Annotated in this window: 23 protein-coding genes and 1 pseudogene; 16 read left to right on the top strand and 8 right to left on the bottom strand. The window is 71.8% G+C overall.

All coding sequences use genetic code 11. From position 1 onward, the window contains the following. The first annotated feature begins 69 nt into the window (after nt 1-69). Nucleotides 70-765 (top strand): Rv0518 family GDSL lipase, encoded by a 696-nt coding sequence (locus tag G6N48_RS16140; protein ID WP_085271815.1) that lies wholly within the window; start codon nt 70-72, stop codon nt 763-765. A gap of 281 nt (nt 766-1,046) precedes the next feature. On the opposite strand, the gene G6N48_RS16135 is transcribed toward G6N48_RS16140, so the two are convergent. Next, entirely contained in the window at nt 1,047-1,928 is an 882-nt protein-coding gene (locus G6N48_RS16135; RefSeq protein WP_085271816.1) for an alpha/beta hydrolase, read from the bottom strand. 268 nt (nt 1,929-2,196) lie between these two features. On the opposite strand from G6N48_RS16135, the gene G6N48_RS16130 reads away from it, so the two are divergent. Both G6N48_RS16130 and G6N48_RS16125 read left to right on the top strand, forming a co-directional pair. Continuing rightward, complete coding sequence (locus G6N48_RS16130; protein WP_085271817.1) at nt 2,197-3,342, top strand: LLM class flavin-dependent oxidoreductase; 1,146 nt, start codon at nt 2,197-2,199, stop codon at nt 3,340-3,342. Between the two features lie 85 nt (nt 3,343-3,427). Then, nucleotides 3,428-4,713 (top strand): annotated as a pseudogene (locus G6N48_RS16125) (amino acid permease). Nucleotides 4,714-5,228: 515 nt separating this feature from the next. Here G6N48_RS16125 and G6N48_RS16120 read toward each other — a convergent pair. Further along, nucleotides 5,229-5,624: a nitroreductase family deazaflavin-dependent oxidoreductase gene (locus tag G6N48_RS16120; protein WP_085271819.1), complete on the bottom strand. Its 396-nt coding sequence runs from the start codon at nt 5,622-5,624 to the stop codon at nt 5,229-5,231. A 179-nt stretch (nt 5,625-5,803) separates the two neighbouring features. Between G6N48_RS16120 and hemL the strand changes: the two genes are divergently transcribed. Genes hemL through G6N48_RS16085 form a run of 7 tightly spaced genes read left to right on the top strand, consistent with a single transcriptional unit; the run spans nt 5,804 to nt 13,083 of the window. Further along, complete coding sequence (gene hemL, locus G6N48_RS16115; protein WP_085271820.1) at nt 5,804-7,138, top strand: glutamate-1-semialdehyde 2,1-aminomutase; 1,335 nt, start codon at nt 5,804-5,806, stop codon at nt 7,136-7,138. Continuing rightward, nucleotides 7,138-7,746, top strand: coding sequence for a histidine phosphatase family protein (locus G6N48_RS16110; RefSeq protein WP_085271821.1), 609 nt, complete (start codon nt 7,138-7,140; stop codon nt 7,744-7,746). The genes hemL and G6N48_RS16110 overlap by 1 nt, the downstream gene beginning before the upstream one ends. Before the next feature lie 20 nt (nt 7,747-7,766). Beyond that, nucleotides 7,767-8,345 (top strand): TlpA disulfide reductase family protein, encoded by a 579-nt coding sequence (locus G6N48_RS16105; RefSeq protein ID WP_085272060.1) that lies wholly within the window; start codon nt 7,767-7,769, stop codon nt 8,343-8,345. After that, nucleotides 8,342-9,121, top strand: coding sequence for a cytochrome c biogenesis CcdA family protein (locus G6N48_RS16100; protein ID WP_085271822.1), 780 nt, complete (start codon nt 8,342-8,344; stop codon nt 9,119-9,121). The genes G6N48_RS16105 and G6N48_RS16100 overlap by 4 nt, the downstream gene beginning before the upstream one ends. 47 nt (nt 9,122-9,168) lie before the next feature. After that, nucleotides 9,169-10,770 (top strand): cytochrome c biogenesis protein ResB, encoded by a 1,602-nt coding sequence (locus G6N48_RS16095; RefSeq protein ID WP_085272061.1) that lies wholly within the window; start codon nt 9,169-9,171, stop codon nt 10,768-10,770. Continuing rightward, nucleotides 10,767-11,744: a c-type cytochrome biogenesis protein CcsB gene (gene ccsB, locus G6N48_RS16090; protein ID WP_085271823.1), complete on the top strand. Its 978-nt coding sequence runs from the start codon at nt 10,767-10,769 to the stop codon at nt 11,742-11,744. The genes G6N48_RS16095 and ccsB overlap by 4 nt, the downstream gene beginning before the upstream one ends. Nucleotides 11,745-11,784: 40 nt before the next feature. Beyond that, on the top strand, nt 11,785-13,083 hold the full coding sequence (locus tag G6N48_RS16085) for a MinD/ParA family ATP-binding protein (RefSeq protein ID WP_232066634.1): 1,299 nt from the start codon (nt 11,785-11,787) through the stop codon (nt 13,081-13,083). Nucleotides 13,084-13,089: 6 nt separating this feature from the next. On the opposite strand, the gene G6N48_RS16080 is transcribed toward G6N48_RS16085, so the two are convergent. After that, complete coding sequence (locus G6N48_RS16080; protein WP_139826021.1) at nt 13,090-13,242, bottom strand: hypothetical protein; 153 nt, start codon at nt 13,240-13,242, stop codon at nt 13,090-13,092. 169 nt (nt 13,243-13,411) lie between these two features. On the opposite strand from G6N48_RS16080, the gene G6N48_RS16075 reads away from it, so the two are divergent. Further along, nucleotides 13,412-13,696, top strand: coding sequence for a DUF4229 domain-containing protein (locus G6N48_RS16075; RefSeq protein WP_139826047.1), 285 nt, complete (start codon nt 13,412-13,414; stop codon nt 13,694-13,696). Here G6N48_RS16075 and G6N48_RS16070 read toward each other — a convergent pair. Beyond that, entirely contained in the window at nt 13,693-14,565 is an 873-nt protein-coding gene (locus G6N48_RS16070) for a 1,4-dihydroxy-2-naphthoate polyprenyltransferase (protein WP_085272062.1), read from the bottom strand. The genes G6N48_RS16075 and G6N48_RS16070 overlap by 4 nt on opposite strands. Before the next feature lie 71 nt (nt 14,566-14,636). Here G6N48_RS16070 and G6N48_RS16065 point away from each other — a divergent pair, with 71 nt between their 5' ends. After that, a complete protein-coding gene (locus G6N48_RS16065; RefSeq protein WP_085271826.1) occupies nt 14,637-15,413 on the top strand; it encodes an S-methyl-5'-thioadenosine phosphorylase in 777 nt (258 codons plus the stop codon). Continuing rightward, entirely contained in the window at nt 15,410-16,456 is a 1,047-nt protein-coding gene (locus G6N48_RS16060; protein WP_085271827.1) for an NAD-dependent epimerase/dehydratase family protein, read from the top strand. Before G6N48_RS16065 ends, G6N48_RS16060 begins: the two co-directional genes overlap by 4 nt. A 3-nt stretch (nt 16,457-16,459) precedes the next feature. On the opposite strand, the gene G6N48_RS16055 is transcribed toward G6N48_RS16060, so the two are convergent. Further along, entirely contained in the window at nt 16,460-18,184 is a 1,725-nt protein-coding gene (locus tag G6N48_RS16055) for a DUF7937 domain-containing protein (protein ID WP_085272063.1), read from the bottom strand. Nucleotides 18,185-18,490: 306 nt separating this feature from the next. Between G6N48_RS16055 and G6N48_RS16050 the strand changes: the two genes are divergently transcribed. Genes G6N48_RS16050 through G6N48_RS16040 form a run of 3 tightly spaced genes read left to right on the top strand, consistent with a single transcriptional unit; the run spans nt 18,491 to nt 21,646 of the window. Continuing rightward, nucleotides 18,491-20,299: a hypothetical protein gene (locus tag G6N48_RS16050; RefSeq protein ID WP_085271828.1), complete on the top strand. Its 1,809-nt coding sequence runs from the start codon at nt 18,491-18,493 to the stop codon at nt 20,297-20,299. Nucleotides 20,300-20,324: 25 nt separating this feature from the next. Further along, the gene (locus G6N48_RS16045; protein ID WP_085271829.1) at nt 20,325-20,987 is read left to right on the top strand and encodes a glycosyltransferase family 2 protein; all 663 of its coding nucleotides are present in this window, start codon (nt 20,325-20,327) and stop codon (nt 20,985-20,987) included. Continuing rightward, nucleotides 20,984-21,646, top strand: coding sequence for a TIGR04282 family arsenosugar biosynthesis glycosyltransferase (locus G6N48_RS16040; protein ID WP_085271830.1), 663 nt, complete (start codon nt 20,984-20,986; stop codon nt 21,644-21,646). Before G6N48_RS16045 ends, G6N48_RS16040 begins: the two co-directional genes overlap by 4 nt. A 23-nt stretch (nt 21,647-21,669) precedes the next feature. On the opposite strand, the gene G6N48_RS16035 is transcribed toward G6N48_RS16040, so the two are convergent. From G6N48_RS16035 to G6N48_RS16025, 3 genes are all read right to left on the bottom strand, one after another. Then, the gene (locus G6N48_RS16035; RefSeq protein WP_085271831.1) at nt 21,670-23,022 is read right to left on the bottom strand and encodes a hypothetical protein; all 1,353 of its coding nucleotides are present in this window, start codon (nt 23,020-23,022) and stop codon (nt 21,670-21,672) included. 11 nt (nt 23,023-23,033) lie between these two features. Further along, nucleotides 23,034-24,128, bottom strand: a complete 1,095-nt coding sequence (menE, locus tag G6N48_RS16030) for an o-succinylbenzoate--CoA ligase (RefSeq protein WP_372511308.1) — start codon at nt 24,126-24,128, stop codon at nt 23,034-23,036. A 71-nt stretch (nt 24,129-24,199) separates the two neighbouring features. Continuing rightward, complete coding sequence (locus G6N48_RS16025; protein WP_085271832.1) at nt 24,200-24,493, bottom strand: DUF3349 domain-containing protein; 294 nt, start codon at nt 24,491-24,493, stop codon at nt 24,200-24,202. Nucleotides 24,494-24,508 lie beyond the last annotated feature (15 nt).

Below are 24,508 nucleotides of genomic sequence, written 5' to 3'. Positions count from 1 at the left end.
AGTTCGGGCTGGGGCGCGGGACAAGGTGGTCCGGGGCCGTCCTCAGGGGCCGTTCGAGGGGAGGTAGCAGTGAGTCGTTCCGCCGCGTTCGTCGCGAGTTTCGGGGTGCTGGTCGGTGCGGTCGTCGCGGGCGCGGCGCACCCGCCGCGGGCGGGCGCCCACGACGCTCTGACCGTGGACTTCAGGCTGAACCATGTTGCCGTGGTTGGTGATTCCTACACCACCGGTACCAACGAGGGCGGGCTGGGGCTGGAATCGTGGACCGCTCGCGCCTGGCGGACGCTCGACCAGCGCGGCGAGCGGATCGCGCCGGACGTGGCCGCCGAGGGCAGGGCCGGGTACGGCGCGGTGGGCGATCACGGCAGCATCTTCGAGGATCTCACCGCGCGGGCGGTCAAACCCTCGGATGCGCTTGTGGTGTTCTTCGGCTCCCGCAACGATCAGGGTGTCGATTTGGGTTTGCTCGCCCAAAAGGTCCGCACCACTTACGATCTGGCGCGGCGCATCGCGCCGTCGGCGAGGTTCCTGGTGATCGGGCCGCCGTGGCCGACGGCCGACGTGCCCATCAACGTGCTGCAGATCCGCGACGTGCTGGCCGCCGCCGCGGTCACGGCGGGAGCGGCGTTCGTCGACCCGATCGCCGAGGGCTGGTTCGTCGGCAGGCCCGACCTGATCGGGCCCGACGGCGTGCACCCGACGGACGCCGGGCACGCCTACATGGCGGACAAGATCGCCCCGCTCATCGGAACGCAGCTGTCCACCTGAGGCTTCTCGCATCCATGCAATCTGCGTTTGCCGTGCCTTGTGCTCGCGTTAGCCCACAGTAGGCGGGGCCGTTGGGCGGCGGGGACGTGCCGACGTCTCAGTCGTCCACGTGCCGTTCGTAGTCCCAGCGCTCCAGGCGCGTCTGCAAGTTAAGCAGCCCCATCCCGGCGACCGGCGCGGCGAGCGCAATGCAGACCAGCAGCAGCGGACTCATGTCCTAGAACCTCCGAACCTTTCTCGATTTGACGTCCGATGATGACGAGAAGTTCATTGCGGCCCCCCTACGACGACAACCAGGCGAGCTCGCCGGGCAACTGCGAGCGCCAATAGACCATGTCGTGCCCGCCCAGGGAGAAGCTGCCCGCAGGCGGGGTCTTCAGTTGGCTGACGAATTGCCTTGTGGCGAAGCAGAACCGGTCGAACGTTCCGCAGTCCACCCGCAGCGGTATCTCCGAGAGCGCCGGCAGCCCCAGCACGCTGTTCTGCACCCAGTCGTCGTAACTGTCGAAGGCCAAGGCATCGCTGCCGGCGAAGGAGGTGAACAGCGCCGGGCTGATCGCGCAGATCCCGGCGGTCCGTGACGGCCCCAGCTTGGCGCCCAGGCGCAGTGCGCCGTAGCCGCCCATGGACCACCCCATGAAGCCCACCCGGGAAGTGTCGAAACCCATCGTGGACAACATCGGCAGCAATTCGTCGAGCACCATCGCGCCGGAGTCGGTGCCGTCGGCTCGTTTGTGCCAGTAGCAGTCGCTGCCGCCGTCGACGCCCACGACGGCGAAAGGCGGCCTGCCCTCCCTGACCAGTTGGGCCAGCCCTTCCTGCACGCCGCACTCGAGCATCATGTTGGCGTTGCCGTCCTTGCCGTGCAGTGCGATCACCGGGCGCAGCGTGCCCGACTCGGCCTTCTGGCCGGGCGGGAGGGCAATGACCCAGTTGGTGGTGACGCCTCCGCGCGCGGCCGACACGAACGAGCCGGTCAACCTGTTCGGCAGGGCGTTGCCCGCCGCCGACGGTTCGAATGGGGCGGGGGACAGCGCCGGCGCCGCCTGCGGCTCGAGCGGATCGAGCAGCGCGCTCAACGCCCACGCGCCTGTTGCCGCCGCCGTGGCACCGGCACCAATGCGCAATATCGCGCGGCGGTTCACGTCAGGCACAGGCGCCATGATGCCGCCTTGACCGGCCCGGATCCACCGAGGCGCGCCGTATCGGGGGCATTGTGATCTGGTGGTCACGAACCAGTGACGTTTCCCTCATCTAAGCGCCGCGCGGAGTCCGGCCCGTGACCTTTCGGTGGTGCGCCGTCGACCGGTCCGACACCGGCCGCGGGCACCCGCCGAGGCGTGGCCAGGGAATCTAATCTCGCCGGTTTCAACCCTCGCGCGCCTGGCGGGCGTTGCGCACCATGGAGCTTTCGTGCCGAAAGGATTGTGGATGAGTCTGTCGTTTCACTGGTTCCTGCCGACCTACGGCGATTCGCGGAACCTGGTCGCCGGCGGGCACGGCACGCAGATGTCCGGTGACCGGCCCGCGACGCTGCGCTACCTGCACCAGGTATGTGCGGCCGCCGAGGACAACGGGTTCGAGGCCGTACTCACGCCCACCGGATTGTGGTGCGAGGACGCCTGGTTGACGACGGCGATGCTGATCGAGGGCACCGAACGCCTGAAATTCCTGGTCGCCTTCCGGCCGGGGCTGCTGAGCCCCACGCTGGCCGCGCAGATGGCCGGCACCTTCCAGCGTCATTCGGGGGGACGGTTGCTGCTCAACGTGGTGACCGGCGGTGAGCCGCACGAGCAACGAGCCTATGGGGACTTCCTGGACAAGCAGGCGCGGTATGCCCGCACCGCCGAGTTCCTGCACGTGGTGCGCGAACTGTGGACGGCCAAGGAGCCGGTCTCCTTCTCCGGCAGCCACATACACGTCGAGGACGCCCAGCTGAACAACCCGCCCGACCCGATCCCCGCGGTGTACTTCGGCGGGTCGTCGGGGGCCGCCGGACCCGTCGCGGCCAAGTACTCCGACGTCTACCTCACCTGGGGTGAGCCGGTGAAGGCGGTGGCGCAGAAGCTGGACTGGATCCGCGGGCTGGCCGTCGACGCCAGCCGAATCCTGCAGTACGGCTTACGGATTCACGTGATCAGCCGCGACACCTCCGCGCAGGCGTGGGCCGAGGCCGACCGGTTGCTGGCGGCCGTCGACCCCGCGGACGTCGCCCGGGTGCAGGCCAGCCTGGCGCGCAGCGAGTCGGAAGGCCAGCGTCGCATGCTGGACCTGCACGGCGGCGACAGCAGCCGGCTGCTGGTGGGCCCCAACCTGTGGGCCGGCGTCGGCCTGGTGCGCGGCGGGGCAGGCACTGCGCTGGTCGGGTCGCACGCCGAGGTCGCCGAAAGGCTGGCCGAATACGCCCAACTGGGCATCACCCAGTTCATCCTGTCCGGCTACCCGCACTTGGAAGAGGCCTACTGGTTCGGCGAGGGTGTGCTGCCGTTGCTGGAACGGATGGGACTGTTCAAGCACCCCCACCGCCGGACCCATCCCGCGCCGGCGACGCCGTTCGCCGTCGCCTCGGCCCACTGATCCGCGAGCACGACCTGCACCTGTAGAGCCGCGCCACTCGCGGGCCAGGTGGTGCCGTGCACGCCGATGTGCTGTGGTTGGGGACGTGGGTGGCACTTCGGAACTGCGCCAAGGGCTGTCGCAACGACAGCTCAGCATGATCGCCCTGGGCGGCGTGATCGGCGCCGGGCTGTTCGTCGGCTCCGGCGTGGTGATCCGGGACACGGGCCCCGCCGCCTTCCTGACTTACACGCTGTGCGGGCTGCTGATCGTCCTGGTGATGCGGATGCTCGGGGAGATGGCGGCCGCGAATCCGTCGACCGGGTCGTTCGCCGACTACGCGGCGCAGGCCCTGGGCGGCTGGGCCGGGTTTTCGGTCGCCTGGCTGTATTGGTACTTCTGGGTGATCGTGGTCGGGTTCGAGGCGGTCGCCGGAGGCAAGGTCCTCAACTACTGGTTCCACGCGCCGCTGTGGCTGATGTCGCTATGCCTGATGTTGCTCATGACCGCCACCAATCTGTTCTCGGTGTCCTCGTTCGGCGAATTCGAATTCTGGTTCGCCGGAATCAAAGTCGCGACCATCGTCATTTTTCTCGGCGTGGGTGCCGCTTACGTCGCCGGTTTTCTGCCAGGCCACCACGCTGGTTTCGCGAACCTCACGTCGCACGGCGGTTTCTTCCCGAAGGGCGTCGGCGCCGTCTTCGCCGCCATCGTTGTGGTGATCTTCTCGATGGTCGGCGCCGAGATCGTCACCGTCGCCGCCGCCGAAAGCCGTGATCCTCAGCAGGCGGTGCAGAGGGCGACGAGGTCGGTCGTCGCGCGCATCGGGGTGTTCTTCGTCGGTTCGGTGTTACTGCTCGTGGTGATCCTGCCGTGGAACTCGGTCGAACTCGGGGCCTCGCCGTACGTCGCCGCCCTCAAGCACATGGGCCTGTCGGGCGCGGACCAGGTGATGAACGCGGTGGTGCTCACCGCGGTGCTGTCCTGCCTGAACTCGGGCCTCTACACGCGCGTCCCCATGTCGCCAGTGCTCGTGTTCGGTCTGTCGTCATCATGGCGCGGGTGGCGCCGAACACGGTGTTCCTCTTCCTGCTCAACTCCTCGGGCGCCATCATCCTTTTCGTCTACTGGCTGATCGCGCTGTCGCAGATCATCCTGCGGCGCCGCACCCCTGCGGAGAAGCTACGGGTCAAGATGTGGTTCTTCCCGGTCCTGTCGGTGCTGACGCTGGGTGGCATCACCGCGGTTCTGGTGCAGATGGCATTCGACCGCTCGGCACGCAGTCAGCTCTGGCTGAGCTTGTTGTCCTGGGTGGTGGCGGTGGGGCTGTACTTCGCGGCGCGGGCCCGCGGCCGGCGAGACGTGGGCCGTGAGAGCACCCCCGCCGGCTGAGCGCCGGTGCCTTGAATGTGAACGCTGGGCATTGAGCGTGCTGTGCGTCGGGGGGGTGTGTCGGGGTGTGTCGGGGTGTCGACGCCCTAGACGCACGCTCGACGCGTGAGGCGGAGCGCCGGTGGTGGTGGCGTGGCGGTGGTGGTGGCGTGGCGGCCCTTTTCGCGTGTTCGGGTGTGCGTTCAGGGTTTTCAGTGTGCGTCTGGGGCGGGGTTTGTCGGCGTGTCGTCGCCCAGGGCGCACGCTCGACGCCCTGGATGCACACTCGACGCCCTGGGCGCACACTCGACGCCCTGGGCGCACACTCGACGCCCACGGCGCACACTCGTCGCGTGAGGGGGCGCGGCGGTGGTGGTGGCGTGGCGGCCCGGCCGTTTCGCGTGTTCGGGTGTGCGTTCAGGGTTTTCAGTGTGCGTCTGGGGCGGGGTTTGTCGGCGTGTCGTCGCCCAAGACGCCCAAGACGCCCAAGTCGCCCAAGACGCCCAAGACGCCCAAGACGCCCAACGCCCGGACGCCTATCCCGTCTTGGTCAGCAGCACTGCCTGCTCGAACGGCAGCCTGGCGAACACGGCGCGGGCCCTCGGCGACACGTGCGGCGCCGCCTCGTCCCGGCTGACGACCTTCGGATCGGTGATGCCGAACGTCTTGCCGTGACGGCGCATCTTCCCGCCGCCGGCGGAGACGAGGTTCTTGAGCCAGTCGCGGTCCGGGCCGTAGGTCAGCAGAATCGCCACCCCCGGTTTGCCGTCCACCTCGGCGTTGAAGACGCTGACGGGTGTCCGGTACTGCTTGCCCGAACGACGCCCGACATGCTCAACGATGCCGAACGAGGGGGCCCAACCGGCCCACATCCGCTGAATGGGGTTCGTGACGTGACGGTTGAACCGCGCGAGCCGCTGGGGAAGTTCCATGTCTCCATCCAACTCGCAGGCACCCGCCGGATTCAACCCACTGCGCCGACCTGGGCGACACCTGTCGTCCGTCGATGCCCCTGCCGCGGCGGGTCGCCCTGCGCGGCGCAGCCGAGGCGCCGCCGTTCCTGCTACACCCTGTAGTTGAAGACGCCGCGGGGACTGGGACACTGGTTCTCATGGGAAGCAGTGACCAGGCGACCGCCGCGGTGGCCACCACGGAGTCGGCCCGCCTGTTCGACGACGCGTGCACGGTCATCCCGGGCGGAGTGAACTCCCCGGTCAGGGCGTTCACGGCGGTCGGCGGGACGCCGCGCTTCATCACCGAGGCGCGCGGCTACCAGCTCACCGACGCCGACGGCAACCGCTACGTCGACCTCGTGTGCTCCTGGGGCCCGATGATCCTGGGCCACGCGCACCCGGCCGTCGTCGACGCCGTCGCCGCCGCGGCATCCAACGGCCTGTCGTTCGGGGCGCCGACGCCGGCGGAGAGCCAGTTGGCCCGCGAGATCATCGGCCGGGTCGCGCCCGTCGAGCGGATACGGCTGGTCAACTCCGGCACCGAGGCCACCATGAGCGCGGTCCGGCTGGCCCGTGGGTTCACCGGCCGGCCGAAGATCGTCAAGTTCTCCGGCTGCTACCACGGGCACGTCGATGCGCTGCTCGCCGACGCCGGTTCGGGGGTGGCGACGCTGGGCCTGCCATCCTCGCCGGGGGTCACCGGCGCCGCCGCCGCCGACACCATTGTGCTGCCGTACAACGACATCGAGGCCGTCCGCGAGACGTTCGACCGGCTCGGCGAGCAGGTCGCCGCGGTGATCACCGAGGCCAGCCCCGGCAACATGGGGGTCGTACCGCCTGCTGCCGGATACAACGCGGCGCTGCGTGAGATCACCGCGCGGCACGGTGCCCTGCTGATCGTCGACGAGGTGATGACGGGCTTCCGGGTCAGCCGAAGCGGTTGGTACGGAATCGATCCCGTGAGCGCCGACCTGTTCACCTTCGGCAAGGTGATGAGCGGCGGGCTGCCGGCGGCGGCGTTCGGCGGCCGCGCCGAGGTGATGGAGCGGCTGGCGCCGCTGGGGCCCGTCTACCAGGCCGGCACCCTGTCGGGTAACCCGGTGGCGATGGCCGCCGGTCTGGCGACGCTGCGCAACGCCGACGACGCGGTGTATGCGACCCTGGACGCCAACGCGGACCGGCTGGCCGCGCTGTTGTCCGATGCGCTCACGGATGCCGGTGTGCCACATCAGATTCCGCGGGCCGGCAACATGCTCAGCGTGTTCTTCACCGACTCCCCGGTGACCGACTTTGCGTCGGCGCGGGCGAGCCAGACCTGGCGCTTCCCCGCGTTCTTCCACGCCCTGCTGGAGGCGGGCGTCTACCCGCCGTGCAGCGCGTTCGAGGCGTGGTTCGTCTCGGCGGCGCTCGACGATACCGCGTTCGAGCGGATCGCCGAGGGCCTGCCGGGGGCCGCGCGCGCCGCCGCCTCAGCCCAGGAGGTCCGCGCGTGATGGCCGAACAGACCCGCGTCCACGTGATCCGCCACGGCGAGGTGTACAACCCCGGCGGTGTCCTCTACGGCCGGCTGCCCGGATTTCACCTCTCCGAGAAGGGCAGGTCTCAGGCGGACGTGGTCGCCGAGGCCCTGGCCGGACGCGACATCGCCGCGGTGATCGCCTCCCCGTTGCAGCGGGCGCAGGAGACGGCCGGGCCCATCGCCGCCAAGCATGGTCTGCCCGTCGACACCGATCCCGACCTGATCGAGTCGGCGAACTTCTTCGAGGGCCGCCGCGTCGGCCCGGGCGACGGCGCGTGGCGCGACCCGCGTTTCTGGTGGCGGCTGCGCGACCCCTTCACCCCCTCGTGGGGCGAGCCCTACAAAGAGATCGCGGCCCGCATGACCAGCGCGGTGGACAAGGCGCGCGCCCGCGCCGCCGGCCAGGAGGTGGTGTGCGTCAGCCACCAACTGCCGGTGTGGACGCTGCGGCTGCACCTGACCGGCAAGCGGCTTTGGCACGACCCGCGCCGCCGCGAGTGCGGGCTGTGCTCCGTCACGACTCTGGTGTACGAGGACGACCGCCTGGTCGACGTCGAGTACCGCGAGCCGGCGGCGCCTTGATCGTGTCGCGGCGACTGGTGATGGCCGGGATGGTGCTGGCGGCCCTTCCCGGCCTGGTCGGCTGTTCCGCCGGCCACGACGCGGTGGCCCAGGGCGGCACCTTCGAATTCGTCTCGCCCGGCGGCAAGACCGACATCTACTACAACCCGCCCGCCAGTCGCGGCCGCCCCGGACCGCTGTCCGGCCCGGACCTTGCCGACCCGGCGCACACCCTGTCGCTGGACGACCCGATCTTCAACGGCCGAGTCGTCGTCATCAACATCTGGGGGCAGTGGTGCGGGCCGTGCCGCGCCGAGGTAACCCAGCTGCAGCGCGTGTACGACGCCACCCGTGACGCCGGCGTCTCCTTCCTGGGCATCGATGTGCGCGACAACAATCGGCAGGCCGCGGTTGATTTCGTCGACGACCGCCACGTCACCTTCCCGTCGATCTACGACCCGGCGATGCGCACCTTGATCGCGTTCGGCGGCAAGTACCCCACCACCGTCATCCCGTCCACGCTGGTCCTGGACCGTCAGCACCGCGTGGCCGCGGTCTTCCTGCGCGAACTGCTGGCCGAGGACCTGCAGCCGGTGGTGCAGCGGGTGGCGCACGAATGAGCGGGTTCACGCAGGTCGCGGCCGCCGGGCCGCTGCTGGTTGCGCTGGGCGCGTGCCTGCTGGCGGGCCTGGTGTCCTTCGCCTCGCCGTGCGTTGTGCCGCTGGTGCCGGGCTACCTGTCGTACCTGGCGGCGGTCGTCGGGGTCGACGAGCAGCCCCCGCCCGGCGCGCTCGAGGCGCCGCCGTCGGCGCGGTGGCGGGTCGCGGGGTCGGCGGCGTTGTTCGTCGCCGGGTTCACGACGGTGTTCGTGCTGGGCACCGTGGCCGTGCTGGGCATGACGACGGCGCTGATCACCAACCAGCTGATGCTGCAGCGGGTCGGGGGCGTGCTGACCATCGTCATGGGCCTGGTCTTCGTGGGCCTCATCCCGGCACTGCAGCGGCAGGCCCGGTTCAGCCCGCGGCAGTTCACCACGGTCGCGGGCGCGCCGGTACTGGGCGCGGTGTTCGCCCTGGGCTGGACGCCGTGCCTGGGGCCGACGCTGGCCGGCGTCATCACGGTGGCCTCGGCGACCGACGGCGCGAGCGTTGCCCGGGGGATCGCGCTGGTGGTCGCCTACTGCCTGGGGCTGGGCATACCGTTCGTGCTGCTGGCCTTCGGCTCGGCGGGCGCGGTGGCGGGCCTGAGCTGGCTGCGCCGCCACACCCGGGCCATCCAGATCTTCGGCGGCGCCCTGCTGATCACGGTCGGCGTTCTCCTGGTCACCGGGGTGTGGAACGACGCGGTCTCCTGGCTGCGCGACGCGTTCGTAACAGACGTGAGGCTGCCGATTTGAGCAAAGCGATCGCGTTGATCCGCAACACGTGGCGCGCGTTGACCTCGATGGGCACCGCGCTGGTGCTGCTGTTCCTGCTGGCGCTCGGCGCGATCCCCGGCGCGCTGCTGCCGCAGCGCAACCTCAACGCCGGCAAGGTCGACGACTACCTCAAAGCGCACCCGTCCATCGGCCCCTGGCTGGACCGGCTGCAGGCCTTCGACGTGTTCTCCAGCTTCTGGTTCACAGCCGTCTACGTGTTGCTGTTCGTCTCCCTCGTCGGCTGCCTCACCCCGCGGATGATCGAACACGCGCGCAGCCTGCGCGCCACCCCGGTGGCCGCGCCGCGAAACCTGGCCCGCCTGCCCAAGCACGCCGAGGCGCAGATCACCGCCGGGCCAGGGCAGCTCAACGCCTTGGCGAACGAGATCACGGGGCGGCTGCGGGGCTGGCGCACCGCCATCCGGCACGAGGAGGACGTCGCCGCACCCGCCGTCGAGATCTCCGCGGAGAAGGGCTATCTGCGCGAGTTCGGCAACATCGTCTTCCACTTCTCGCTGCTGGGCCTGCTGGTGGCGGTGGCCGTCGGCAAGCTGTTCGGCTACGAGGGCAACGTGATCGTCATCGCCGACGGCGGCCCCGGCTTCTGTTCGGCCTCGCCGGCCGCGTTCGACTCGTTCCGGGCCGGCAACACCGTCGACGGCACCTCGCTGCACCCGATCTGTGTACGCGTCAACGACTTTTCGGCCCACTACCTGCCGTCTGGGCAGGCCACCTCGTTTGCCGCCGACATCGACTACCAGTCGGGCCGCGACCTGGCCGCCAACACCTGGCGGCACTATCTGCTGGAGGTCAACCACCCGCTGCGGGTCGGCGGCGACCGGGTTTACCTGCAGGGCCACGGCTACGCGCCCACGTTCACGGTCACCTTCCCGAACGGGCAGACGCGCACCTCGACCGTGCAGTGGCGCCCCGACAACCCGCAGACCCTGCTCTCGTCGGGCGTAGTGCGCGTCGACCCGCCCGCCGGCAGCTACCCCGACCCGGCAGACCGCCGCCGGCACGAGATCGCCATCCAGGGCCTGCTCGCGCCGACCGAGCAGCTCAACGGCACCCTGTTGTCGTCGCGGTTCCCCGCCCTGATCGCCCCCGCGGTCGCCGTCGACATCTACCGCGGCGACACCGGCCTGGACACCGGGCGGCCCCAGTCGCTGTTCACCCTGGACCCCCGGCTGATCCAGCAGGGCCGGCTGACCAAGGAGAAGCGGGTCAACCTGCGCGCCGGCCAGGAGGTGCGGATCGACCAGGGCCCGGGCGCCGGCACTGTCGTCCGCTTCGACGGCGCCGTGCCGTTCGTCAACCTTCAGGTCTCCCACGACCCGGGGCAGGTGTGGGTGCTGCTGTTCGCCGGCACGATGATGACCGGGCTGCTGGTGTCGCTGCTCGTACGCCGTCGTCGCGTCTGGGTGCGACTGACGCCCGCCGCCGAGCCTGCGGGTACGGTGAACGTCGAACTGGGTGGTCTGGCGCGCACCGACAACTCCGGTTGGGGCGAGGAGTTCGAACGGTTGACCGGGCGGCTGCTGGCGGGGCTCGGTGAATCCGGTCGCGGCGGCGACGAACAGGCCCCCGCAGCGTCCAAAAGGAGTTCTCAGGTGGACGTCACATGAATACCCTGCACGTCGACATCGTCCTGGCGCGCTACTCGGACTGGGCGTTCACCTCGGCGGTGGTGGCCCTGGTCGTCGCGCTGCTGCTGCTGGCGTTCGAGCTCGCCTACGTCGGGGCCCGCCGCGCGGATCAGCGCGAACGGGTGCTCGCCGGTGCCGTCGCCGCCGACAGCTTCACCCCCGGGATCGTGGAGGAAACCCCGCAGCGGCCCTTCGACGAACGCGTCGGGCGGGCCGGGCTGGCGGTGGTCTACCTCGGGATCGGGTTGCTGCTGGCGTGCATCGTGTTGCGCGGCCTGGCCACCGTGCGGGTGCCGTGGGGCAACATGTACGAGTTCATCAACCTGACGTGCCTGTGCGGGCTGATCGCCGGCGCGGTCGTGCTGCGCCGCCCGCAGTACCGGCCGCTGTGGGTGTTCCTGCTGGTGCCGGTCCTGATCCTGCTCACCGTGTCCGGTCGCTGGCTCTACACCAACGCGGCGCCGGTGATGCCCGCGCTGCAGTCCTACTGGCTGCCCATCCACGTGTCGGTGGTCAGCCTGGGCTCGGGGATCTTCATGGTCGCCGGCATCGCCAGCATCCTGTTCCTGCTGCGCACGTCGCGGCTCGGCTCGCCCGAGACCGAGGGCGCCCTGGCCCGGGTCATCCAGCGGTTCCCCGACGCGCAGACCCTGGACCGCATCGCCTACCGGACGACGATCTTCGCGTTCCCGGTCTTCGGCTTCGGCGTCATCTTCGGGGCGATCTGGGCGGAGGAGGCTTGGGGCAGGTACTGGGGTTGGGACCCCAAGGAGACGGTCTCCTTCGTCGCGTGGGTGATCTACGCGGCCTATCTGCACGCCCGGTCCACCGCCGGCTGGCGCGACAGGAAGGCGGCCTGGATCAACGTCGCCGGGTTCGTGGCCATGGTCTTCAATTTGTTCTTCGTTAACCTGGTGACCGTAGGCCTGCATTCGTATGCGGGCGTGGGGTGACAGCCAGCAACCGGCCCAGCTAGCTCAAGGGGGAGTGCACGTGTCCGAGCATCCGACGACGGGCGTCGGGACGCCCGACCAACCGACCTCGCAGGTGCCCCCGCGCAGCGCCGGCGAACCGCCGGCCGAAGCGGGGGGCGACGCCCCCACCCGCGCCTTCGCCGGATTCCGCACCGAGCGCCGGGTGCCCGCGCCGGAGCGGCGCGAGGCGCCTCCCCCGACCGCGCCCCCGACCGCGCCCCGATCCGCGGTCCGGCAGAACTGGGAGTCCACCCCGCCGACCGGCATCGCGCGGGTCGACCCGACCGCCTACGGGGCGTACTACGACGCCCCCGCGGGAGGCCAGCCCGACGGCCCCCGCCCCCGACCCGCCTTTCGTCCCGAGGCCGTCCCGCACACGCCGTACCCGGAGCTGTCCACCGGCATGCTGCTGCGCCCGGTCAAGCCGCCCCCATCGGAGGGCTGGCGCCGGCTGCTCTACGTGCTCTCCGGTCAGTTGATCAACCTCGGCGAGAGCCCGCGGGCCGCGCGATACAACAACCTGGTGGCGCAGGTGAACCGGCCGCTGCGGGGCTGCTACCGCGTCGCGATGTTGTCGCTGAAGGGCGGTGTGGGCAAGACCACTATCACCGCGACGCTGGGTGCCACCTTCGCCTCCATCCGCGGTGACCGCGTCGTGGCCGTCGACGCCAACCCCGACCGCGGCACCCTGAGCCAGAAGATCCCGCTGGAGACCGCGGCGACGGTGCGTCAGCTGCTGCACGACGCCGGGACGATCGAGCGGTACAGCGACGTCCGCCGCTACACCTCGAAGGGCCCCAGCGGGCTGGAGGTGCTCGCGTCGGAGACCGACCCGGCCGTCTCCGAGGCCTTCAGCGCCGACGACTACGTGCGCACCCTGAACATCCTGGAGCGGTTCTACGGCCTGGTGCTCACCGACTGCGGGCCCGGCCTGTTGCACTCGGTCATGTCGTCGGTGCTGGAGAAATCCGACGCCCTGATCGTGGTCGCCTCGGGCTCCATCGACGGCGCGCGCAGCGCCTCGGCGACGCTGGACTGGCTGGACGCGCACGGCCACCAGGAGCTGGTCCGCAACTCGGTCGCGGTGATCAACGCCGTCCGGCCGCGCCCGGGCAAGGTCGACATGAACAAGGTGGTCGATCACTTCTCCCGGCGCTGTCGCGCGGTCCAGCTGGTGCCGTTCGACCCGCATCTGGAAGAGGGCGCCGAGATCGAGCTGGACCGGCTGCGCCGGCCGACCCGCGACGCGCTCACCGAACTGGCGGCCATCGTGGCCGAGGGCTTCGCCGCCGATCAGCGCAACCCGGGAGTGGTGTAAGCCGGCCTACTGCCCGCCGTGACCCAGCCGCCGCAAGAAATCCGGATCGTCGTCGGGTCCGATCACGCGGGTTTTCGGCCGGTGAACCTGTGACCGCGCCGCGCGCCAGCCAACGTAGATCAGCGTCCCCAGAACGAGGATGAGCAGCAGGTAGAGCACCAAACACCTCCTCCGGGCGAATATACCCGCGCCGTAGGCTCGACCTGTGTCAGAAGTGCTTCCAGAAGGACCGGGCGACAACCACACTGAAGACGGCGCCCGCACAGAACAAGGCGCCCGAACCCAACACGGCGACGGCGGCCGCAACCGGGTCGCCGTCGACGTTGCGCTGTACGCGGCGGCCAGGCTGCTGCTGGCGGCGGCGCTCGCCGCCGCGATCTACGGCGTCGCGCGCCTGCTGGGCGTCAGCCAGTTCCCCCTCATCGTGGCGGTGCTGTTCGCGTTGATCATCGCGATGCCCCTGGGCATCTGGCTGTTCGGCCCGCTGCGCCGGCGGGCGACCGCGTCGCTGGCGGTCGCCGGCGAACGCCGGCGCGCCGAACGGCGGCAGCTGCAGGCGCGGCTGCATGGCCGCACCGAGCCGGCCGGGGCCGACGAACAGACCGGCGACTAGCGCCCGAACGCCAGCGCGACCGCCATCGCGCTCGCCCACACCACCATCGCCAGGCCGGTGTCGCGCAGCACCGGGATCAGTTCGCGCCCGCCGCGGCCGGACCGCACCGGCCGCGCCGCGCGCACGGCCAGTGGAACCGCCACCAACCCCGCGGCGCACCAGGGCGTCGCGGTCATGAGAAGGACGGTGCCGGCCGCGGCGGTCAGCAGCAGCACCTGGTACAGGATGCGGGTGCGGGCATCGCCCAGGCGCACCGCGAGGGTGATCTTCTCCGACTGCGCGTCGGTGGGGATGTCACGCAGGTTGTTGGCCACCAGCACCGACGACGACAGCGCCCCGATCGACACCGCCAGCACCAAACCCACCCAGTCGACCCGCAACGCCTGGGTGTACTGGGTGCCCAGCACGGCGACCAGGCCGAAGAAGACGAACACGGCGAGCTCGCCGAAGCCGGCGTAGCCGTAGGGTTTCGACCCGCCGGTGTACAGCCACGCCCCGGCGATACAGGCCGCGCCCACCACGATCAGCCACGGCGCGCTCACCAGCGCGAGCGCCGCCCCGGCGACCGCGCCGGCGGCCAGGCTCGTCAGCGCCGCGGCCAACACCGACCGCGGCGTCGCCAGCCGCGAGCCCACCAGCCGCACGGGTCCGGCCCGGTCGTCGTCGGTGCCGCGGATGCCGTCGGAGTAGTCGTTGGCGTAGTTCACGCCGACCGTCAGCGCGACCGCGACGGCCAGCGCCAGCAACGCCTTCCACCACACCGCGGCGTGCAACCACGCCGCACCTCCGGTGCCCGCGACCACCGGCGCCACCGCGTTGGGTAGGGTCCGCGGTCGCGCACCCTCGATCCACTGCCCGAGACCGGCCACCGATCCATCGTGCCAGGGAACGGGGACGGCCCCGCACCCGCGATCCACGACAGATCCACGACAATGGGCGAATGCTCGGAGTCATCGGCGGCAGCGGGTTCTACGCGTTCTTCGAATCCGCTGTCCGCACCATCGAGGTCCAGACCCCGTACGGCGCGCCCAGCGCGCCCGTCGCGGTGGGCGCCGTCGGCGGGCACGAGGTCGCGTTCCTGCCCCGGCACGGCGCGGCCCACGAGTTCAGCGCGCACACGGTGCCCTACCGGGCCAACATGTGGGCCCTGCGCAAGCTCGGGGTGCGACGGGTGTTCGGACCGTGCGCGGTGGGCAGCCTCGACCCCGCCAACGGCCCGGGCACCGTGGTGGTCCCCGACCAGCTGGTCGACCGGACCAGCGGCCGCGCCGACACGTATTTCGACTCCGGCGGTATCCACGTCGACTTCGCCGACCCGTACTGCCCGGCCCTGCGCGAGGCGGTCACCGGCCTGCCCGGAGTGGTCGACGGCGGCACCATGGTGGTGATCCAGGGGCCGCGGTTTTCCACCCGGGCGGAGAGCCGCTGGTTCGCCTCCGCCGGATTCAGCCTGGTCAACATGACCGGATACCCGGAGGCCGTGCTGGCCAGGGAACTTGAAATGTGTTATGCGGCAATCGCTTTGATTACGGATCTGGATGCGGGTGTGCAGGCGGGCGAGGGGGTGACCACCGTCGAGGTTTTCGCCGAGTTCGAGAAGAACATCGAACTGTTCAAGAAGCTGGTGCGCGAGGCGATCGGGCGGGTGGCCGACGAACGCACCTGCACCCACTGCCTGCCGCATGCCGGCGTCACGCTGCCGGTGCAGCTGCCGTGAGGGTGCTGCTGACCGGGGCGGCCGGCTTCATCGGCTCGCGCATCGACAAGGCGCTGCGCGCCGCGGGTCACGACGTCGTGGCGCTCGACGTGCTCCTGCCCGCCGCGCACGGCCCGGACGCGGTGCCCCCGCCGGGCTGCCACCGCGTCGACGTCCGCGACGCCGCGGCGCTGGCCCCGCTGCTGGACGGCGTGGACGTGGTGTGCCACCAGGCGGCGATGGTCGGGGCGGGGGTGGACGCCGCCGACGCGCCGGCCTACGGGGGTCACAACGACTTCGCCACCACGGTGCTGCTGGCGCAGATGTTCGCGGCCGGGGTGCGCCGCCTGGTGCTGGCGTCGTCGATGGTGGTGTACGGGCAGGGCCACTACCACTGCGCGCAACACGGCGCGGTCGATCCGCTGCCCCGGCGGCGCGCCGACCTCGACGCCGGGGTCTTCGAACACCGCTGCCCGATCGGGGATGAGGAACTGGCGTGGCGGCTGGTCGACGAGGAGGCGCCGCTGCGCCCGCGCAGCCTGTACGCCGCCAGCAAGACCGCGCAGGAGCATTACGCGCTGGCGTGGTCGGAGGCGCTGGGTTCGGTGGGCGGTTCGGTGGTGGCGCTGCGCTACCACAACGTCTACGGCCCCGGCATGCCGCGCGACACCCCGTACTCCGGGGTGGCCGCGATCTTCCGATCGTCGCTGGAAAAGGGCGAGTCACCAAGGGTTTTCGAGGACGGCGGCCAGATGCGCGACTTCGTCCACGTCGACGACGTGGCCGCCGCGAATGTGGCGGCGGCGATCGCGACCGAAGGCGGCCCCGGGTTCACCGCGCTCAACGTCTGCTCCGGGCGGCCGATCTCGATCCTGCAGGTGGCCACCGCCCTGTGTGACGCGCGCTCGGATTCGGTGGCCCCGGTGGTCACCGGTCAGTACCGCAGCGGCGACGTGCGCCACATCGTGGCCGATCCCGCGCGGGCCGCCGAGGTCCTGGGCTTTTGCGCGGCGGTCGACCCGGTCGTGGGCCTGCGCGAGTTCGCGTTCGCGCCGCTGCGCTGACCGCTAGCCCTGCGGCGGCCGGTAGATCTTGGGTTTGGGCACCGGTATTCCCCGGGTGGCGGAGTCGTCACCCCGGAAGATCCGGGGTCCTGCCGCCGGGATCTGGGTTGTGGGGGTGTCCATGCCGCCGGTCGGGATGCGCGTGGTGGCGGCGGCCGACGGCGGGGCGGGACGACCCACCGGTACGCGGCCGCGGGGCGCCGGCGCGCCCGGCGCGGGAGTCGCGGGAACCGGGCGCTTCTGGGCGGCGCGGCGCCGCTGCAGCCGCACCCGGCGACCGCTGAGGTGACCCGTGGCGATTGCGGCGGCCAGGATGCAGATCGCCAGCCCGCACAGCGCCACGTCGAAGGTGCTGGTGATCTGCTGGGCGAGGTTGTTGCCGTAGACCGGGTGCTGTTCGGGGGAGGTGGGCGAGTCGGCGAACCGCGGGGCCAGCGCCACGCCGACGACGACGCGGGCGACGCAGAGCGTCGCGACCAGCCCGCACAGCGACGAGACCAGCCTCGCCGACACGTCGGCGCCGGCCAGGTTGGCCCGCAGCCAGATCGCCAGCATCGCGGTGGCCAGGTCGAATGTCGCCAGCACGATGCTGTCGTAGCGGGAGAAGGGGTAGTCCAGGGTGACGGCCACGCCGAGGTCGGTCAGGCGCATCGCGACCGATCCGATGCACCAGACGGCGATGAGCAACAAACCGTGCCTGGCCGCGGTCCGCCACGCGTCCTCTTCGGTCGGCGACGAGTCGCGCGGCCCGAACAACGTCCGCGGGGCGAACATCGCGGCGGCGGCGGCCCACGCCAGGTATCCCTCGAAGCCGACACCGGCGGTCGACGTGTTCTGTGCGATGCCGTGGAAGGCGTCGATGTCGCGGCCCACCGGCAGGGCCCAGACGACGACGCCGGCCACCAGTGTCGAGGCGCCGAGCGCCACGGTCGCCAGCCGGGCCGCCTTGGTGCCGGGCAGCAGCCAGCGCGACGCGACCAGCACGGCCAGCAGGGCCGCCGTTCCGTAGACGACGGCGGTCACCACGACCGCGACGTTCTGCTTGCCGAAGTCGGTTGCCGCGCCAGAGGTCTGCAGCGCGTAGCGCACCCGCCAGTAGAGGTTGAAACCGAAGCTCAGCACCGCCGCGGTCATCGACAGGTAGCCGACGATCCGGGCGGACTGCAGCCAGCCGCCGGGCCTGTCGTCGGCGGGTCCGGTGCGGGCCTCGGCGACGGCCACCTGCGCGCTCAGCAACGCGCCGGCGATCCCCAGCCACGCGCCGGGGCCGGCGCCGCCCGGCAGGTTGACGGTGCCGCCGAAGCGGACGGTTTCGAAGACGTCGAACCCGACGAAGGCGAGCACCAGCAGCAGGTAGGGCACGTTGAGGGCCAGCCGGAGCCGCCCGGCGCGCGCGGGGTTGACGCGGGCGCCCGACGACCGCCAGGAGCCGCCCACGGCCACCGAGACCACCGACAGCAGCGTCACCGCGAGCAGGGCCGCGAACAGAGCCGTGTTGCTGCCCGGGATGCCCACGCCGAAGTAGAGGTTCCAGGGCAGGAACAGCGCGGCGACGAGCAGCGCGACGGCGGTCAGGTCTGCCGCGAGGTTCCACCGCCGCAGCGGATCTTTCGCCGGCGCCCCGCCCGCGGCGGCGGCCGGCGGGCGGACGATGCGCGGAGTGGGTGTTTGCTGCGTGCGGCCGCCGATGGGGCCGGTAGGCGTGTCGTCGCTGCTCTGGCTCACAATGCCTCCCGGGAATCGAACGCGGCTACTCTTGGCGCAGGTTGGGTTGTGCGGTGGGGCAATGCCCTGCCGGGCCGGCCGCACTGCTCGGTTGCGAACATATTCTCCGTTCGGAGGCCGTGGCGGTGACCGACGCCGGCACGTCCGCGGAGGCGACTCCCCGGGCGACCGGCCCGTCGTTCGGCAAGCTGGTTAGGCTGCGCAATAGGCGAACCTTCGCCCGAATGACTGATACTGCCAACGGTATCGCCAGTGTAATGATGCCGGGACATTGCTGGTTGCGGGGTGGCCGGCCGAAGGAGAACCGGGATGGACGTCGTTTTGGGGGTCGCCGTCACAGGACCCGTCGCCCGCTTGGCGCTTATCGGGTCGGGCGCGCGGGGCGCGGACGTGATCGACCAGTCCGTCGTCGAGCTCGAGGGCAACCCGGTGGGGAAACTGACCGAGACCGTGGTGGGGACGAACCGGTTGCTGGCCGACGAGCAGCACCGCCTGGTCGGCACCCGGGTGTGCTGGTCCGACGACCCCAAGGCCGACCAGCTGCGGCGGATGCTGGAGGATTCCGGCGTCCACAACGTCGCGGTGCTGTCGGAGTCGCAGGCGGTGGCGGCGCTGATGCGCGCCGCCGGGCAGCCGGGCGCCGCCCTGGTGATGGACGACGAGACGGCGACGCTGTCGGTGCCGGCCGCGGGTCCGGGCGGCGACGCGCCCCCGACCGTGCTGGCCTCCGCGCCGCTCGCGGGCGGCGACCCGACCGCCATGTTCGACACGATGATGGCCCGGCTCGGTGCCGAGGCCGGCGCCCCGCGCGAGCTGTTCCTGGTGGGGGCGTCACCCGACCTCACCCGCATCGCCGACCAGCTGCGCGACGACTCGACCATGCGGGTCCAGGTCGCCGACGACCCCACCTTCGCACTGGCCCGCGGCGCGGCTTTGGCGGCAGGGCCGGCGGCCGCCGGACTGCTCGGGGACGCCACGGCGATGGCGCCGGCGATGGGCCTCGCGGGGGACGCCACCGCGCTGGCGCCGGCGGCCGGCCTCGCCGGGGATGCGACGGCGCTGGCCCCCGCGGCCGGGCTCGCCGGCGACGAGACGATGATCGTGCCGCCCGCCCAGGTGGGCGACCCGAACGCGCCTGACCAGCAGCTCGCCTATTCGATGGCCGACGACGCCGGGCAGTATCCCGGCGAGATCGACGAGTACGGCCCGGAGTACGACGACGTCGAGGAGGCCGGCCCGGCTCGGCTCAGCCGGCGGTCGCTGCTGATCGGCAACGCCGTCATCGCCTTCGCGGTGATCGGGCTGGCCTCGCTGGCCGCCGCGGTGGCAATCGCCGTTCGTCCGACCGCGAGCCAGGCGCCGGTGGTGGGACGCCAGAACGCCGCACCGGGAAAGTTCATGCCGCTGCTGCCCACCCAGCAGCAGGCCCCGGTGCCGCCGCCGCCCCCCAACGCGCCCAACGCGGGCTTCCAGGGCGGGACCGTCCCCGCGCCTTCGGTTCCCCAGCAGGTGACGCCGCCCGCGCAGAACGTGCCAGGGCCCGTCGCGCCGGTCCCGGTCGGACCCGAGACACCCGGCACTCCCGGCTTCGTGCCGAACCCGAATCCGGGTATGCCGCTGCCGATCCCGATCATCGTCCCTTACCCCGGCTGGCATCCCGGCTATCCGCCGCGGCCGCCCTACAACCCGCCCCAGCCGCCTTACACCCCCCCGACCACCTCCTCGCCGCCGACCACGTCGTATTCGCCGCCGACCACCAGCGAGCCGCCGACGACGAGCTATTCGCCGCCCACCACGTCGTATTCGCCGCCGACCACCACGGAACCGCCGACGACGAGCTATTCGCCGCCCACCACGACGTATTCGCCGCCGACCACCACGTATTCGCCGCCTTCGACCACGCACCCGGCGCCCACGACCGAGCCGACGCAGACGCAGCCGACGCAGACGCTGCCGACCCAGACGCAGCCGAGCGTGCCGTCGACGCACGCCCAGCAGCCGGTGGTTCCGCAGCAGCCGGTGGTCCCGCAACAGCCGGCGGTGCCCCAACAGCCGCACGGCGCCACGGGCGGTGGCGGCGGCACCGGCGGCGGTGGTGGGGGCCATCACGGCTTCTGAGCGGGGGCGTCCCTAAGGTCAAGGCATGCCCGACGCCGACGACGTGGTCACCGTGGTGTTGCCCTGTCTCAACGAGGAGGAGTCGCTCCCGGCGGTGCTGGCGGCGGTCCCGGCCGGCTACCAGGCGCTGGTGGTCGACAACAACAGCACCGACGACACGGCCGGTGTCGCCCGCCGGCACGGCGCCCGGGTCGTGGCCGAACCGCGGGCGGGCTACGGTTCGGCGGTGCATGCGGGCGTGGTCGCCGCGACGACCCCGATCGTGGCGGTCATCGACGCCGACGGGTCGATGGACGCCGGTGACCTGCCGCGCCTGGTCGCCGAGCTCGAGCGGGGCGCCGACCTGGTGATCGGGCGGCGCCGCCCGGTGCGCGGGCTGCGCTGGCCGTGGGTCGCCCGGGTGGGCACCGTGGTGATGAGCTGGCGGTTGCGCACCCGCCACGGCCTGCCGGTGCACGACATCGCGCCGATGCGGGTGGCCCGCCGCGAGGCGCTGCTGAATCTCGGTGTCGCCGACCGGCGGTCCGGCTATCCCCTCGAGCTGCTGGTGCGGGCCGCGGCGGCCGGCTGGCACGTCGTGGAACTGGACGTCAGCTACGGTCCCCGCACGGGCGGCAAGTCGAAGGTGAGCGGCTCGCTGCGCGGCAGCGTCACCGCGATTCTGGACTTCTGGAAGGTCATTTCATGACTGTCGTGCCGGTGACGCTGCTGGTGGTCGCCAAGGCGCCGGAGCCCGGCCTGGCCAAGACCCGGCTGGCCGCGACGGTGGGGGAGCGGGTTGCGGCCGACATCGCCGCCGCCGCGCTGCTGGACACGCTGGACGCGGTGGCGGACGCGCCCGTCGCGGCGCGGGTGGTGGCGTTGACCGGCGACCTAGGCGCCGCCGCGCGCGCCGACGAGATCCGCGGGCGGCTGGAGTCCTTCGCGGTGATCTCCCAGCGCGGCGACGGCTTCGCCGACCGGCTCGCCAACGCGCACGCCGACTCCGCGAACGGCCATCCCGTGCTGCAGATCGGGATGGACACCCCGCAGGTGACCGCTGACCTGCTGGCCGGCTGCGCGCGCCGGCTCACCGGGGCACCGGCGGTGCTCGGTCTGGCCGACGACGGTGGCTGGTGGGTGCTGGGCGTCCGCGCGCCCGCGATGGCCGACTGCCTGCGAACCGTCCCGATGTCGCAACCCGATACCGGTGAACTGACACTGAAAGCGTTGCGCGACAACGGCGTCGAGGTGGCGCCGGCGCCACGGCTGGCCGACTTCGACGTCGTCGGCGACGTCGCCGCCGTGCGGGACGCCTGTAGCTCAGACAGCCGGTTCGCCCGGGCCACCCGGGCGGCCGGCCTGTAGCGCAGCCTTCGTGGCTCTCGCCCCTACCAGTGGGTGACCATGATGGTGTTGATCAGCAGTGCCCCGGCGGCGTTGAGTGCCAACCACATCCGGTGTGACCGGACCGGCAGCAGGGCGGGCGCCGCGGTCAGCCAGATGGTGAACGGCAGCCAGATGCGCTCTACCTCCGCCTTGCTGAGCATGCTCAGGTCCGCGGCCACGATCGCGGCCAGCATGGCCCACAGCACCAGGTGAAAGCCGGAGCGCCGCCGAAGCGCCGGCATGTCGAACATCGCGCTGATTCCGGCGACGCTGCCCAATCCGATTGCACAGACCACGCACGCCAGGTTCGCCCACCACCAGTAAGCAAACGGCCGGTCCTTCGCGATACCCTGCCAATAGCGTTGCTGCACAAGGTTATAGCCGTCGAACCAGGAGAACCCGGCGACCGCGAAGGCCGCCGCCACCGCCAGCGCGGTGAGCGCGGCCGGGACGAGCGCCCGCAGGGCCGCCCGGCCGTTGCCGGCCGAAACCAGGACGGCCAGCGCCGGAAGTCCCATCAGGATCAGGCCGTAGCTCAAGAACACGCCCCAGCCCAGCAGCAGCCCCGCGCCGGCGGCCACCAGTGCGGGGGACCGGACCGGGCGGTGCACCGCCACCGCCAGCAGCGCGATGCCCCACGCGGTGACACCGGCGAAGTATCCGTCGGCGGAGACCGCGACCCAGATGGCCGTCGGCGCCACCGCCACGAACGGCGCGACGCGGCGCGCGGTCTGCTCGTCGGACAGCGCGCGAACCCCGACCAGCACGGCCGCCGCCGCGCTGGTGCCGACCAGCAGACACAGCAATCCGGCCCAGGCGCCGCCGTGCAGGCCGATCCGGTCCAGCCAGACGAACGTCAGCAGGGCGCCGGGCGGATGCCCGGAGACGTGGGTGGTCCAGGAGTTGGGCTGGAAGTCCAGGATGCGGCCGGCGAAAGTGCGCAGCGCGGCGGGGATGTCGGTGACGCCCGGCACCGCCGACAGGTACTCGTCGCGGGTGGTCAGCCGGCCGGCGAAGCCGCGCTGCCAGCCGTCGATCATCGCCAGCGCGAAGGCCCACGCGCAGGCGGTGGCCCAGGTGCCCAGCGTCAGAACGCGCCACGAAACCCGTTGTGCCAGCGCCGGTCCCCACAGCACGGCGGCGACCGCGATGAGGATGGCGGGGCCGGTGCCCCAGCTGGCGTGTACCTCCCAGGCGCCGAAGATGGGCGCGGACCCGGCGTGGGTGGCCAGCCGCTCGGGTCCGATGTCGAGCCGTGGCTTGACGCCCAGGTTCATGTGGGGCAGCACGAACGCCGCCGCCACCAGGGCGGCCCCGATCGCGACGGCTGAAGCTTCTCGGGCAGCGATCCTCACAGCCGGACAGCCTATTGACCCGCCGCGCCGGCGAAGCGGCGCACCAGCGCGGCCCGGTCGAGCTTGCCGATCCCCCGCCGCGGCAGCGCGTCGACGATGTGCAGCTCGCGGGGCGCGGCCGTGGCGTCCAGCGCCGTCGCGACGTGGGCGCGCAGCGCGGCCAGCGTCGGCGCCTCGCGGCCCTCGCGCGGCACCACGGCGGCCACCACCCGCTGCCCCAGCCGGTCGTCGGCCACGCCGAAGACCGCGCAGTCGCCGACGGCCGGGTGGGTGCGCAGCGCCTCCTCGACCGGCTGGGGCAGCACGGTCAGCCCACCCGTGCTGATCGCGTCGTCGACGCGGCCCAGCACGGTCAGCACGCCGTCGCCCGCGCCGTCGCCGGTTCGCTCCAGGGCGCCCAAGTCGTCGGTGCGGAACCAGCCGGGCTCGGCGAAAGGATCGGGAGCTACGGGGTTGCGGTACCCCTTGGCCAGGGTCGCCCCGCCGATGACGATGCGCCCGTCGCTGATCCGCAGCAGCACCCCGTCCAGCGGGACGCCGTCGTAGACGCAGCCACCGGCGGTCTCGCTCATGCCGTAGGTGCGGACCACCGCCACCCCGGCCGCGGCCGCCGCGTCGAGGACCGGTCGCGGGGCCGGCCCACCGCCGAGCAGCACGGCGTCGAGCTCGGCGAGCGCCGCCGCGGCGGCGGGGTCGGCGAGCGCCTTGGCGAGCTGCGCGGCCACCAGGGAGGTGTAGCGCCGGCCGGAGCCCAGGCGCCGGACCGCGCCCGGCAGCCGAGCCACGTCGAACCCCGCCGAGACGTCGAGCTCAACGGGAGCGCAACCGGCGAGCGCGCCGCGCACCAGCACCTGGATCCCGGCGATGTGGTGGGGCGGCAACGCCAGCAGCCACCGGCCCGGCCCGCCCAGCCGGTCGTGCGTGGCCGCGGCGCTGGCGGTGAGCGCGGCGGCGGTCAGCAGCGCGCCCTTGGGTGTGCCCGTCGTTCCCGAGGTCGTCACCACCAGGGCGACGTCGTCGTCGATCTCGGCTCCGGCCCGCAGGCCGTCGGGCGAACGATCGTCGCCGGGGGCCACCGGCAGCAGGGCGGGACCGCGGCCGGTCAGGGCCCGTTCCAGCGCGGGCAACAACGCCGAGACGGCCGCGCCCGGGGGGACGCCGACCGCGGTCAGGACCGCTATGCGGGGTCCTCGGCCTCGTCGAACGGCCAGCCCTTGGCCGCCAACCGCTGCCGCACCCGCTCGACGTCCTCCGGGGACGGCAGGTCGTCGGTGATCTGGGTGATCGCCACGCCGATGTCGACGTTGTCGAAGTCGCCGCGCTGCATCAACTCCTGTGCGACGGCCTTGACCTCGTCGTTGGACATCCGGCGCGTCAGCAGGGCCAGCACCGCGAACGTATCCGTCGGGGGGATGCCCTCCGGGTATCCCGCTCGCAACCACGACACTATCGAACCGAGGAATCCGTTCACTGTGCTATCTCTCCG

It is taken from the genome of Mycobacterium parmense, from assembly GCF_010730575.1.
GTDB classification, from domain to species: Bacteria; Actinomycetota; Actinomycetes; order Mycobacteriales; family Mycobacteriaceae; genus Mycobacterium; species Mycobacterium parmense.
The sequence above is the reverse complement of the archived record's forward strand: the minus strand, read 5'-3'. Positions and strand labels throughout refer to the sequence as shown.

What these genes read in the sequence shown, in the direction of transcription:
- G6N48_RS16135 (WP_085271816.1), bottom strand. Translation starts at nt 1,928, where the DNA reads ATGGCGCCTGTGCCTGACGTGAACCGCCGCGCGATATTGCGCATTGGT.
- G6N48_RS16130 (WP_085271817.1), top strand. Translation starts at nt 2,197, where the DNA reads ATGAGTCTGTCGTTTCACTGGTTCCTGCCGACCTACGGCGATTCGCGG.
- G6N48_RS16120 (WP_085271819.1), bottom strand. Translation starts at nt 5,624, where the DNA reads ATGGAACTTCCCCAGCGGCTCGCGCGGTTCAACCGTCACGTCACGAAC.
- hemL (WP_085271820.1), top strand. Translation starts at nt 5,804, where the DNA reads ATGGGAAGCAGTGACCAGGCGACCGCCGCGGTGGCCACCACGGAGTCG.
- G6N48_RS16110 (WP_085271821.1), top strand. Translation starts at nt 7,138, where the DNA reads ATGGCCGAACAGACCCGCGTCCACGTGATCCGCCACGGCGAGGTGTAC.
- G6N48_RS16105 (WP_085272060.1), top strand. Translation starts at nt 7,767, where the DNA reads ATGGCCGGGATGGTGCTGGCGGCCCTTCCCGGCCTGGTCGGCTGTTCC.
- G6N48_RS16100 (WP_085271822.1), top strand. Translation starts at nt 8,342, where the DNA reads ATGAGCGGGTTCACGCAGGTCGCGGCCGCCGGGCCGCTGCTGGTTGCG.
- G6N48_RS16095 (WP_085272061.1), top strand. Translation starts at nt 9,169, where the DNA reads ATGGGCACCGCGCTGGTGCTGCTGTTCCTGCTGGCGCTCGGCGCGATC.
- ccsB (WP_085271823.1), top strand. Translation starts at nt 10,767, where the DNA reads ATGAATACCCTGCACGTCGACATCGTCCTGGCGCGCTACTCGGACTGG.
- G6N48_RS16065 (WP_085271826.1), top strand. Translation starts at nt 14,637, where the DNA reads ATGCTCGGAGTCATCGGCGGCAGCGGGTTCTACGCGTTCTTCGAATCC.
- G6N48_RS16050 (WP_085271828.1), top strand. Translation starts at nt 18,491, where the DNA reads ATGGACGTCGTTTTGGGGGTCGCCGTCACAGGACCCGTCGCCCGCTTG.
- G6N48_RS16045 (WP_085271829.1), top strand. Translation starts at nt 20,325, where the DNA reads ATGCCCGACGCCGACGACGTGGTCACCGTGGTGTTGCCCTGTCTCAAC.
- G6N48_RS16040 (WP_085271830.1), top strand. Translation starts at nt 20,984, where the DNA reads ATGACTGTCGTGCCGGTGACGCTGCTGGTGGTCGCCAAGGCGCCGGAG.